This window comes from Herpetosiphon sp. (genome assembly GCF_003512625.1).
Lineage (GTDB): Bacteria > Chloroflexota > Chloroflexia > Chloroflexales > Herpetosiphonaceae > Herpetosiphon > Herpetosiphon aurantiacus.
In genome coordinates this window covers 23,077-34,410 of sequence record NZ_DOPT01000018.1, presented here as the reverse complement: position 1 = coordinate 34,410, position 11,334 = coordinate 23,077, and the positions used below count along the sequence as shown (strand labels likewise).

Genomic DNA, 11,334 nt, shown 5'->3' with positions numbered 1-11,334 from the left:
GCGGGACGGAAGGGTGGTGATCCCAAGCCACGGTTAAAACCCTTGGAAGGCCGAGGGCACGGCGATTTGATTTCATTTAGTTAATCCAACATTACAGCTTAAAAACCATCGGCAGTATGAGGAGTGTGGTTATGCAACCACTCACAGTTCAAACTATGCATTTGCCCAATCCAACCACGTTCGATGATCTGCTCGATCAACAGATTGCCAATTCGCGTGATCGCGATATTTTTCGCTTGCGCATGCAACGCCATTTTGGCGATTGTTTAGAAGCGCTAGGAGCGTTGTATGCCCAGCATCCAGCTTGGCCACAGTTGTTGGAGCAATTGCCCGAACGCTTGATTACTGCCTATGCCCAGCGCCGCGATGCCCTGAAAATTCACGATTTAGCCCGCGAAATCCAGCCCGATTGGTTTGCTGAGGCCACCATGGTTGGCGGCATTTACTATGTTGATCGCTTGGCAGGCACATTGCGCGGGGTGATTGAGCATATTGATTATTTGCAAGAATTGGGTTTGACCTATGTGCATCTGATGCCGCTATTACAGCCACGCCATGGCCCCAACGATGGCGGCTATGCGGTGCTCGATTATCGCTCGATTGATCAACGGCTTGGCAATGTGGCCGATTTTATCGAATTAAGCGATTTGCTCCGTACCAACGGCATCAGCTTATGCATTGATGTGGTGGTGAATCACACGGCCAAAGAGCATGAATGGGCAGTCAAGGCCCGTGCTGGTGATGCCCAATATTTGGATTACTATCTGAGTTTTGCCGATCGCAGTTTGCCTGATGCCTATGAGCAACATTTACCCGAAGTGTTTCCCGATTTTGCGCCTGGTAATTTTACTTGGTATGCCGAGTTGAGCGAGCATGGCCGTTGGGTTTGGACGACCTTCAACGAATTTCAATGGGATTTGAACTATACCAACCCCATGGTTTGGCTGGAGATGCTGGATATTTTGCTGTATCTCGCCAATCTAGGCGTTGATGTGCTGCGTTTGGATGCCGTGCCGTTTATGTGGAAACGCCTCGGCACGAATTGCCAAAATCAGCCCGAAGTGCTCGATTTGTTACAAGCTTGGCGAGCAGCCATGCGGATCGTCTGTCCGGCGACAATTTTCAAGGCCGAGGCGATTGTTGCCCCCGACGATTTGGTGCAATATTTGGGTTTGGGACGGCGCACAGGCAAGCTCTGTGAAATTGCCTACCATAATTCGCTGATGGTGTTGTTGTGGAGTGCCTTGGCCTCGCAACGCGCCGATCTGTTTACGCAATCGCTGTTGAACATGCCTGCAACGCCCAGCAATGCCGCTTGGATTACCTATGTGCGCTGCCACGATGATATTGGCTGGGCTGTGACCGACCACAATGCAGCTTTGGTTGGCGAAGATGGGCCATTGCATCGCCAATTTTTAAGCGCTTGGTATAGTGGCGAATTTGCTGGTAGTTTTGCGCGGGGCGAGGTGTTTCAATATAATCCACTCACCAACGATCGCCGAATTAGCGGCATGACTGCCTCGTTGGCTGGGCTAGAGCAAGCCTTGGAAACCACCGATCCAGCAGCGATTGAATTGACAATTCGCCGGATTGCGTTGCTGTATGCCGTGATTTTTAGCTTTGGTGGCATTCCGTTGATCTATATGGGCGATGAATTGGGCATGCTCAATGATCACAGCTACTTGCATGACCCTACCAAAGCCAACGATAACCGCTGGTTGCATCGCCCAGCCATGGATTGGTGCTTAGCGGCCCAACGCCATGATCCAACTACGCTTGCTGGGCGCTTATGGCAGGTATTGCGCCATTTGATTCAGGTGCGCCAACATACTCCAGCCTTGCATAGCGCAGGCCAAACCTTGCCAATCTGGACACAGCAACGCCATGTTTTAGGGGTGGTTCGAGTTCACCCATTGGGGCGAATTTTAATTCTTGGAAACCTTTCCGCCACCCCACAGCGGGTCAGTTTAGCGGTTATTCAACAAGCAGGGCTGGTTGGTCGCTTATATAATTTGTTGGATAACGATTCACTTAATATCGATACACAAAGCCATGAAATTATACTCGATGCATATCAATGTTGTTGGCTCAGCATTCAAGCCTAAACTTTTTCAAATCAAAAAATAAGCTTCCGATAACGATTGCAGTCCTGAATTGGATCAAGTATAGTTGCGCTATCCCTGTTCTTTTTTCAGAAGGAGCGCAACGATGCGAAATGTTCAATTACGCATGCTCTTGCTTGTTGGGCTATTGGTGGGCTTGAGCGCTGGGGTCTGGCTGCGCCGACCAGTGGCCTATGCCGTGCCCAGCGCAACCAACCAAACCCTACCGCCACCAGCGCGGGTCGCGGTGACAACTCGTAGTTTCAACAATGCTCGCACTGGCACAACCGCCGCCGAGCAATTACTAGCCCCAACTAATGTCATGTCCACTACTTTTGGCAAATTGTTCAGTCGCACCGTTGACGGCCAGATCTACGCTCAACCGTTGTATGTGCCCGATTTGAACATGCCTGGGGTTGGTATTCGCAACGTCGTTTTTGTGGCAACCCAGAAAAATAATGTTTATGCCTTCGATGCGGATGATCCGGCGATGAGCCAGCCATTATGGTCACTCAACCTTGGGCCATACGCGATTAGCAATTTAAAAGAATTTGGCACGCGCTACAATGGTGGCGTGTACCAAGATATCAAGCCCTACGTTGGGATTACCGGCTCGCCAGTGATCGATCCGGCCACTAACACCCTCTATGTTGTACCGTTCATCCGCTTGGGAGCCTATCAATACCAGCATCGGATGATTGCGATCAACATTTTGGATGGCTCGCTTATCCAATCAACGACGATCCAAGGCTCGGTGCCAGGCGATGGCAACGATGCGAATCCCAATGATGGAATTGTCGTATTCGATAGCCGCCAGCATTTGCAACGTTCGTCATTGCTGCTCGATGGCAATCGGGTGTACGTAGCATTTGCTGGCTATGCCGACACCGATCCCTATCATGGTTGGGTCTTTGGCTACAACAAAACGACCCTGCAACAAGAATTGATCTACAACACAACGCCGCAAAAAGAAGTTACTTCGCAGCCCAACGCCGCCAATGATGGCGAAGGTGGCATCTGGATGAGCGGGCAAGGCCTGACCAGCGATGGTCAGGGCAATTTGTATCTTTCAATTGGCAACGGTAGCTGGAACGCCAATTTGCCCAATGGCCGCGATTATGGCTCGTCGGTCAACAAATTGAATGTAACTAATCCACTCTCACCAACTGTTGAGACATGGTTTACGCCTTACGATTACAAAACCCTCAATACCAACGACACCGACCTTGGCACAACTGGCGCGGTCTTAATTCCCAATACCAATGTGATGATCGCTGGCAGCAAGGGCGGCAAAATCTATGTCTTCAATCGCAACGATATGGGCGGTTTAGGCGTTCAGCAAGGCACAACTGGCTTTGATAAAACCGTGCCCGGCAAGTTCTATCAAAGCTTCAAGCCCCATGGTGGCTCGGGCTTCCGTGGGATCTTTGGCACACCAGTGGTTTGGGCAGCTGGTGGCGCAACTGGCACACGTATGTTTGTTTGGCCAGTCAATTCGCCATTGAAGGCCTTTCAATTTAGTACCACCCAGCCATTGACTCCAAGTTTTAATACCACGCCTGTAGCCACCAGCACCTTGCAAACCGTGACGATGCCAGGTGGAGTGATGTCATTGTCGTGGGATGGCAGCAACGCCAACACCGGGATCGTTTGGGCGACCCACTCGACTGGTGGCAGCGCCAATACTACCACCCAGCCAGGGGTGATTCATGCTTATAACGCCTTGACCTTGCAAGAAACCTGGAATAGTAACCAAAACGCTACTCGCGATGCGATGGGCAATTTGGCCAAATTCAATACCCCATTAATTGCTGATGGTAAAGTCATCGTTGGTACATTCTCAGTCGATAGCATCACCAACACCGATAAATTGGTGGTGTATGGCCATTTGGCTCCGCGAATTGTGCGCGAACCAGTTGATACCACAGTTTCGTTTGGTCAAAATGCCAGCGTTCATGTCACCGCAACTGGCGCGGCAAATCTCAGTTATCAATGGTATCGTGGCACAACTGGCGATACCAGCAACCCAATCAGTGGCGCAACAATGCCAAGTTTAACCTTGACCAATGTCCAAACCAATAGCCAAGTCTGGGTGCGGGTCACTAATCAGCAAGGCAATGTAAATAGCATTACCGCTAGCGTCATGGTGACCAATATTCCAACCAACACGCCAACAATTACCCCAACACCGAGCAACACCCCGACCCCCAGCAATACCCCAACACCGAGCAACACCCCAGTTGTTAGCCAATGGAAGGTTTGGTTGCCAATGGCAATGCGAGGCCAATAATGCTGATTGATCGTCAACTAGCGGCCCAACTAGAAGCAGCCGATGCACATAATTTGCGGCAATACACCGCTGCGGTAGCCCAAGTTGTGCCTGCTAGCCAAGCAACGTGGGCGCAAATTGGCGATGCCACAGCTTGCTACACTGGCCCTGACTTACCGATTAATCGGGCGGTTGGGGCTGGCAGCCAACAGCCTTGGCAGGCACGACAATTTGGCGAGTTAGAAGATTTTTATCGGCAACGCCAATTACCAGCGAGCCTCGAACTAACCCCATTCTGCGACCCAAGCCTCCAAGGCGTGTTAGCCCAGCGCAATTACCAGATTATACGTTGGTGGAGCGTACTGGCCTTTGACATGCTGCGTTATACCCCTTTTAGCCCAAGTAGTGTACAATCGCGGATGATCGCACCTGAACAGTCCGAACTATGGGTTGAGGGCATAACGAATCATGGCCAAAGTAGCCCGATGGGCATCACGATGGCCAAGGCTGCCGCTGCCCGATCAGATAGTCAGCTTTTTGGAGCGTGGCTTGATGATCATCTGATTGGCTGTGGGGCATTGAGCATTAATGCCGAAGTTGCCACGCTATTTTCAACCTTCGTCAAGCCAGATTGGCGACGGCGCGGAGCACAAACCAGCCTGATTGCAGCGCGTTTAGCTTATGCTCATGCCCAAGGCTGTCGTTGGGCAACCGTGCTAACCATTAGCGGGAGCGATTCGCAACGGATTGTAACGCGAGCTGGTTTTGAGCTTGCCTACAATAAAGTGACGCTAGAAGAGCAACGAGGATCGTAGACAATCTATCTAGGAGGAAGCTGCACATGTATCGTGTGGAATCGGTAGCGGAACGACAAACCTTGGCCGACCTGATTCGTGGCAAATCACTGGGTCGTGATCTTGCGCTGATTATCGGGTTTAGTTTGTTTGTTGCCCTCACCGCTCAAATTGCTATTCCGTTGCCTTGGACTCCCGTGCCAATTACGGGTCAGACCTTGGGGGTGTTGCTGACGGGGGCGATTTTGGGGCCACGCCGTGGCGCTTTGGCAATTTTGCTCTATCTGGTCGAGGGCTTGGCTGGCATGCCTGTGTTTGCTGGCATGACCAGCGGTTTGGCTAAATTGCTCGGCCCAACTGGTGGGTATCTCCTGTCGTGGCCATTGGCCGCCGCTTTGGTGGGCTGGTTGGCCCAACGTGGCTGGGATCGCCGGATTCCAACCGCTTTGGCGATGTTTTGTTTTGGCAATATCTTGATCTATGCGATCGGCGCATCATGGCTGAACATCTACAAAGATACGTTTGGTCAAATCAGCGTGATGTGGGCGGGGGTTTATCCCTTCTTGCCTGGTGATGCTTTGAAGATTGTGATTGCGGCCTTGGTATTACCTGGGGCGTGGGCGCTATTCGGGCGTAACGAACGCTAAACTTGCTTGGCTAAACCACAACACGGCTGAAATTGCTTCAGCCGTGTTGGCATTTAACCGCGTCGGAACATGCCGAAGAAACTGCTTTTTGGTTGGAGCTTGTGCATTAGCATCAGCCGATATTGGCCCCAATCGCCTGGATCCCGCTCGATCCGCAAATCGTAGTGATGATTGATAAAGACAGGGCCATATTCGTTGTTGGCCGATTGGGATAAGCCGCGTTTGGTGCCTTCCTCTTTAAGTCGCTCGACGATTGGTGCAAGCTCTACGCCTTGCATCAAGATTTCACGCTTCACGTTCATCTCGATTACTCCTTGGGTATGTAGATATCATTGAATTAATAATGTCATGTGGGCTTCATCCTATCATGCTGTGCAAGAGCCATGCCATAAGCCATGTGTCCTACACAACGATAGGGCGTAGTAGAAGTATGAAGGATGAGGGATGAAGCTGAAGTTTTAACCACGAAGGACATGAAGAGTCACGAAGGGAGCTGATTAACGATTGGTTTTGTAGGAGCTAAATAGATTCAGACAGCTGTAGGCATATGATCTGGGTAATCTGTGGCTAAAAATGGCCTTGGCGTTCTTCGCGCTCTTCGCGGTTCCAATCCTCTGTACCCTCGTGGATCAAAAATCTGGCTCCTAATCCCTATGTTCTATGTTCTATGTTCTTAGCCATGTTGTTGGCCGCGCAAGGGTGGCCCAGCGGCTTGCAATTCGGAATATTCGGCATCGCTAAATACCCGCGAACGAGTTAAAAAGCGCACACCTTCAGGCGCTTCGACCGAAAAACCACTGCCACGGCCTTTGACCACATCGATGGTTAATTGGGTATGTTGCCAATATTCAAATTGCGGCCCGCTAATGTAAAATGGGCAGCCTGCAATCTCGCCAAGATACACATCGTGCTGGCCGATTCGAAATTCTTGGCGGGGATAGCACATTGGGGCACTACCATCGCAACAGCCACCCGATTGATGAAACAACAATGGGCCATGCAATTGGCTGAGTTTCGCAACCAAGGCTTCCGTTTGTTCAGTTGCTAGCACACGTTCAACCGTCATGATCCAACTCCTTGTTGAGATAAAAACACTACCGCAAGCAGCATACCTGCGGTAGTGTGACGTTTGGAAGCACCAATCAACTAAAAGAAGCCCATTGGATTGGGATCGTAGCTGACCAACAGGTTTTTAACTTGTTGATAATGGTTGAGCATCATCTTATGGTTTTCGCGGCCAATCCCCGAGTGTTTGTAGCCACCGAACGCAGCATGGGCTGGATACAAGTGGTAACAGTTGGTCCAAACACGGCCTGCTTGAATTGCCCGACCCATGCGATAGGCTGTGTTCATATCGCGAGTCCACAAACCAGCGCCCAAGCCATACAAGGTATCATTGGCAATACTCAAGGCATCGTCAAAATCATCGAACGAAGTCACCGAAACGACTGGCCCGAAAATTTCTTCTTGGAAGATTCGCATGCGGTTGTTGCCAGCAAAGATCGTCGGCTGAACATAATAGCCTTCAGCTAAATCGCCGCTAAGCTCAGCTTTGGCTCCGCCAACCAGCACTTTAGCCCCTTCGTCGCGGCCAATCGCCAAATACGACAAAATTTTCTCGAATTGATCATTGGAGGCTTGTGCCCCCACCATTGTGGCTGGATCAAGTGGATTGCCCTGAATGCAGCGTTTGGTGCGTTCGACCGCTCGCTCTAAAAACTCACCATAGATCGATTTTTGAATTAATGCCCGTGATGGACAGGTACAAACTTCGCCTTGGTTCAAGGCAAACATGGTGAAGCCTTCGAGCGCTTTATCAACAAACGAATCTTGCTTGCTCAAAACATCCTCGAAGAAGATGTTGGGCGATTTGCCACCAAGCTCTAAGGTCACAGGAATGATATTTTCTGAGGCATATTGCATAATCAAACGGCCAGTGGTGGTTTCGCCCGTAAAGGCTATTTTGGCGATCCGATTGCTGCTCGCCAACGGCTTGCCAGCTTCAATCCCAAAGCCATTGACCACATTGACCACGCCCGCTGGAATCAAATCGCCGATCAATTCCATCAAGACCAAAATTGTGCTGGGCGTTTGTTCGGCGGGCTTGAGCACCACACAATTGCCAGCAGCGAGGGCCGGAGCCAATTTCCAAGTTGCCATCAACAGCGGGAAGTTCCACGGAATAATTTGGCCCACCACGCCCAGCGGCTCATAAAAATGGTAGGCAATTGTATTTTCGTCGATTGTGGCGGCACTGCCTTCTTGCGCCCGAATTACCCCAGCAAAATAGCGGAAGTGATCGATCGCCAAGGGTAAATCAGCGGCGAGAGTTTCGCGCACAGGCTTGCCATTTTCCCATGTTTCGGCGACCGCCAGCATCTCCAAGTTGGCTTCCATGCGATCGGCAATCTTATTCAGAATATTGGCGCGTTGGGCGGGTGAGGTTGCACCCCAAGCAGCTTTGGCAGCATGGGCCGCATCGAGCGCTTTTTCGATGTCTTCGGCGGTCGAACGAGGAATTTCGCAGAACGGCTTGCCATTAACTGGGCTGATATTTTCAAAATACATGCCCTTGACTGGCTCAACAAACTCGCCATTGATGTAGTTGCCATACCGTGACTTAAAACTGACTTTACTGCCCGGCTGATTGGGATTGGTGTAGACCACAGTGTCCTCCAATAAGCATGTTTCAAGCTTGGGCCAAAATGGGTGGGGGAATGTTTCAAACCAGAGGTGAAGCGTTTCCAAACGTCGTGCCTGTATCATATCACAAAATAGAACATAGAACATAGAGCGTAGAGCATAGTGTTGAGGCTATTGATTATTGGTGTTTCCAACGAATCTCCGATAGCCCACAGCCTATAGCCTTCGTGTGCTTCGTGTCCTTCGTGGATAAAATTGGCTCCTTGTTTTTGACCTTTATGTTCTATGTTCTTTGCTCTCTGCTCTGGCCTCGGCCAAAATATGGTAAAGCTGGGCGATGGCTTCTTTGCGGCGGCGATAATATTCGCTTTTCGAGAGGTGTAATTGCTGGGCTTGGGTTTGCGGGGCGTGGAGTTGCACAAATTCGCCCTCTAGAATTGCCAAGGTTTCGAGCACATTCAATTGCATGGCCTCGCGAATCACGTTGGCAATTTTGGCTTGGGTTTGCAGACCACGTTGATAATCGTTGGCAATCTGTGGAAACAAATACTTGGCCAAATGACTCGTACCCAAACCAACCAAGCCTTGACGATGCAATTGCAACAGCGCTTTGGTCAGATCTTCTTCGTTCAACGGTGGGCTAGGTGTGGGGGCCAGCAAGCGCAAGCGCAGAATATTCAGTAAGGCTTGGCTGCCAATCGGTGATTGTTGAGCGCTTGTGGCTAGCGCTTGCTCAATGCGTTGGGCCAAATCGGGAGTAGCAGGTTTTTCGAGCACGGCATCGCAGCCAAAGGCAATGGCCGTTTGATGAACTTCACTGGCACTTAAGGCAGTCAATGCCACAATCGCCAAGGGCGGCAGGCTGCCGTTAGCAATCTGAATTTGCAATTGTAAAGCCAAATTTGCACCCGCCAACGATGAGGCAACCACTTGCTGAAGCGCAGGATCGTTGGGCATATTTAAATCTACAAGTAACAATATTTGGCTTGGCTGATAGATCGCCAAGGCCTGCTGTAATTGCTCGATAGCTTGTTTGCTGGAACGGGCCATGCTGGTTTGATAGCCAGCTGCTTGTAAATAACGCGCCGCCAACTGACGATCGACCGCCAGATCATCGACGATAATGCAATAGTTCATTGGGTAGCCTGTGGAAAATGCAGTTGAAGCGTGCAGCCTATCGCAACGTCGGGCACATGCAGCCACGCTTGGGCCTGCGTAAGCATCTGTTGCACTTGCTTCAAACCCAAGCCTTGCTTAATCGCACTAAAATCAGCCTGATTCAGCGCCGTGCGTAAGGCTTGATGCATGCCCGCCCCATCATCACGAACTTCGATTATCACGTTTTGCTCCGATCGATAGCTACTGATACGTACCTCGTGATGGCAACGGCTCAAACTATTATCGAGCAAGTTGAATAAGGCTCGCTCAAATTGCTCACGATCGGCCACAATCACGCTGCCCGCGTCAATTTCAAGTTGCACTTTGACAATTGGCTCGCTGTAGTAGGCCGCCAAACCGCTGATTGCTGGCTGCAATTGCCCCAAACAGTGCTGTACATCGATGATTTCGAGGCTTGCCCGTTGGCGACCAAGCTGCTGACGGGCTTGATCGAGCAAATTATTAAGTTGACGTTCGACTCGTTGGGTTGCGGCTAGCGCTGGCTGAATCGTGCTATGCGTGCTTGGTTGTTCAAAAGCCAAGCCTTGCAACAAGCCTTGAACGCTTTTCAAGGGCTGGCGCAAATCGTGTTTCAGCAAACTCAGTTGTTGCACATGGGTTTGTAAATCGTGAAGTTGCTGTTGCATGCTGCTCTGTTGTTGCACCAACTCAGCGGTTTGGCTATGTTGTTGGCTGGCATGCCACAAGGTTTGGCGCGAAACAAAGCCAATCGTACTGCACATCAACACAATACTCAGCACGACAATCATCACCAAAGCCCATTCATTGAGCACAATAAATTGCCCTGCAAAGCAATAATTCAGCCCAATCAGCCCGCCAATGTACGCCAACACCTGCCAAAATGGCATCACCACCGCAAAACCGGCCAACGCAAACAGCTCTACAATAATTACATTTGGCAAGTGCATCACATAGGCTAAAACCGTATTATGTGCCATTGCAAACACCATCGTAGAATGCCAAGCCCAATTAATTTGTTTACGCTGTAGCAACCACCAAACTAGTAAAGGATTGAGCAGGCTACGGGTAAGGTGTAAAACCAAAACACTACTTGGCTGCTGATGATTGGCCACCGCTACGATTAATACAAGCGTAAATGGCAAAGCCAAACCACCAGCTAACAGCATAATCCACTCGATCAAGCGGCGTTTGTTGTGCTCCAGCAGGTGTTGATAATGAACTACAATAGCAGGATCGGCATGATTTTTGGCTCGATTAATGATCGTTTTGAGCATTGTTGAACCGTCTTTTGAGGCTAGCCAGCATCGTCTGATAATCGTGATCAAACAGCCAGCCAAAGCAACAAAACAGCATCAGGCTATTCAAACCAGCACTCACTACAATTGCCAGCAACTCGAATGGCAACAAATAGGCAATGATGCTATGCAAAAAATCAATACAGCCAACGATTAACAATGCAATCAAGCCAAAACTAAGAATTTTGAATGCTCCACGCGGACGAAAATGCTGAATTAAAATCCAGCAACTAAGCACAGCAATTGCCAGATGCACTGGCCATCTATGACTGAAGATCATCAATTCACCAACGCTCAACGATTAATTGCAGCACCAAACAACTAAACAGCCCCAACCCGCAACCCAAGCCAATCCCGATAATTGGCCAGAACAGCCGTTTAGCCTCACGATCAAACTTCAACACGCTACACTCCTAAAACTAGCTCCAACTGATTCGCTCAGCG

10 protein-coding genes are annotated in these 11,334 nt (G+C 50.1%); 4 read left to right on the top strand and 6 right to left on the bottom strand.

Translation table 11 applies throughout. The annotated features are described in order from the left end of the window. Window positions 1-131: 131 nt before the first annotated feature. The 4 genes from DEF47_RS03860 to DEF47_RS03845 all read left to right on the top strand — a co-directional run bounded on the left by DEF47_RS03860 (window position 132) and on the right by DEF47_RS03845 (window position 5,812). Window positions 132-2,105 carry an alpha-amylase family protein gene (locus DEF47_RS03860; RefSeq protein ID WP_012188708.1) on the top strand — a complete coding sequence of 658 codons (1,974 nt, stop codon included), beginning with the start codon at window positions 132-134 and terminating at the stop codon, window positions 2,103-2,105. 103 nt (window positions 2,106-2,208) lie between these two features. Next, window positions 2,209-4,392: an immunoglobulin domain-containing protein gene (locus tag DEF47_RS03855; RefSeq protein ID WP_012188709.1), complete on the top strand. Its 2,184-nt coding sequence runs from the start codon at window positions 2,209-2,211 to the stop codon at window positions 4,390-4,392. After that, window positions 4,392-5,186 carry a GNAT family N-acetyltransferase gene (locus tag DEF47_RS03850; RefSeq protein WP_012188710.1) on the top strand — a complete coding sequence of 265 codons (795 nt, stop codon included), beginning with the start codon at window positions 4,392-4,394 and terminating at the stop codon, window positions 5,184-5,186. The genes DEF47_RS03855 and DEF47_RS03850 overlap by 1 nt, the downstream gene beginning before the upstream one ends. 26 nt (window positions 5,187-5,212) lie before the next feature. Continuing rightward, on the top strand, window positions 5,213-5,812 hold the full coding sequence (locus DEF47_RS03845) for a biotin transporter BioY (RefSeq protein ID WP_012188711.1): 600 nt from the start codon (window positions 5,213-5,215) through the stop codon (window positions 5,810-5,812). 53 nt (window positions 5,813-5,865) lie between these two features. Here the strand turns inward: DEF47_RS03845 and DEF47_RS03840 are convergent, their stop codons facing one another. The 6 genes from DEF47_RS03840 to DEF47_RS03815 form a co-directional block, all read right to left on the bottom strand. Further along, entirely contained in the window at window positions 5,866-6,114 is a 249-nt protein-coding gene (locus DEF47_RS03840) for a hypothetical protein (protein ID WP_041304136.1), read from the bottom strand. Window positions 6,115-6,485: 371 nt separating this feature from the next. Beyond that, complete coding sequence (locus DEF47_RS03835; protein WP_012188713.1) at window positions 6,486-6,878, bottom strand: DUF779 domain-containing protein; 393 nt, start codon at window positions 6,876-6,878, stop codon at window positions 6,486-6,488. 80 nt (window positions 6,879-6,958) lie between these two features. Further along, a complete protein-coding gene (exaC, locus tag DEF47_RS03830) occupies window positions 6,959-8,479 on the bottom strand; it encodes an acetaldehyde dehydrogenase ExaC (protein ID WP_012188714.1) in 1,521 nt (506 codons plus the stop codon). 252 nt (window positions 8,480-8,731) lie between these two features. Next, window positions 8,732-9,592, bottom strand: a complete 861-nt coding sequence (locus DEF47_RS03825; RefSeq protein ID WP_012188715.1) for a response regulator — start codon at window positions 9,590-9,592, stop codon at window positions 8,732-8,734. Beyond that, on the bottom strand, window positions 9,589-10,869 hold the full coding sequence (locus tag DEF47_RS03820; RefSeq protein ID WP_012188716.1) for a sensor histidine kinase: 1,281 nt from the start codon (window positions 10,867-10,869) through the stop codon (window positions 9,589-9,591). The genes DEF47_RS03825 and DEF47_RS03820 overlap by 4 nt, the downstream gene beginning before the upstream one ends. Next, entirely contained in the window at window positions 10,850-11,146 is a 297-nt protein-coding gene (locus DEF47_RS03815) for a hypothetical protein (RefSeq protein ID WP_012188717.1), read from the bottom strand. Before DEF47_RS03815 ends, DEF47_RS03820 begins: the two co-directional genes overlap by 20 nt. Between the last annotated feature and the right edge of the window lie 188 nt (window positions 11,147-11,334).

Coding starts and splice junctions, on each gene's coding strand:
- DEF47_RS03860 (WP_012188708.1), top strand. CDS start 132: ATGCAACCACTCACAGTTCAAACTATGCATTTGCCCAATCCAACCACG.
- DEF47_RS03855 (WP_012188709.1), top strand. CDS start 2,209: ATGCGAAATGTTCAATTACGCATGCTCTTGCTTGTTGGGCTATTGGTG.
- DEF47_RS03850 (WP_012188710.1), top strand. CDS start 4,392: ATGCTGATTGATCGTCAACTAGCGGCCCAACTAGAAGCAGCCGATGCA.
- DEF47_RS03845 (WP_012188711.1), top strand. CDS start 5,213: ATGTATCGTGTGGAATCGGTAGCGGAACGACAAACCTTGGCCGACCTG.
- DEF47_RS03840 (WP_041304136.1), bottom strand. CDS start 6,114: ATGAACGTGAAGCGTGAAATCTTGATGCAAGGCGTAGAGCTTGCACCA.
- DEF47_RS03835 (WP_012188713.1), bottom strand. CDS start 6,878: ATGACGGTTGAACGTGTGCTAGCAACTGAACAAACGGAAGCCTTGGTT.
- DEF47_RS03825 (WP_012188715.1), bottom strand. CDS start 9,592: ATGAACTATTGCATTATCGTCGATGATCTGGCGGTCGATCGTCAGTTG.
- DEF47_RS03820 (WP_012188716.1), bottom strand. CDS start 10,869: ATGCTCAAAACGATCATTAATCGAGCCAAAAATCATGCCGATCCTGCT.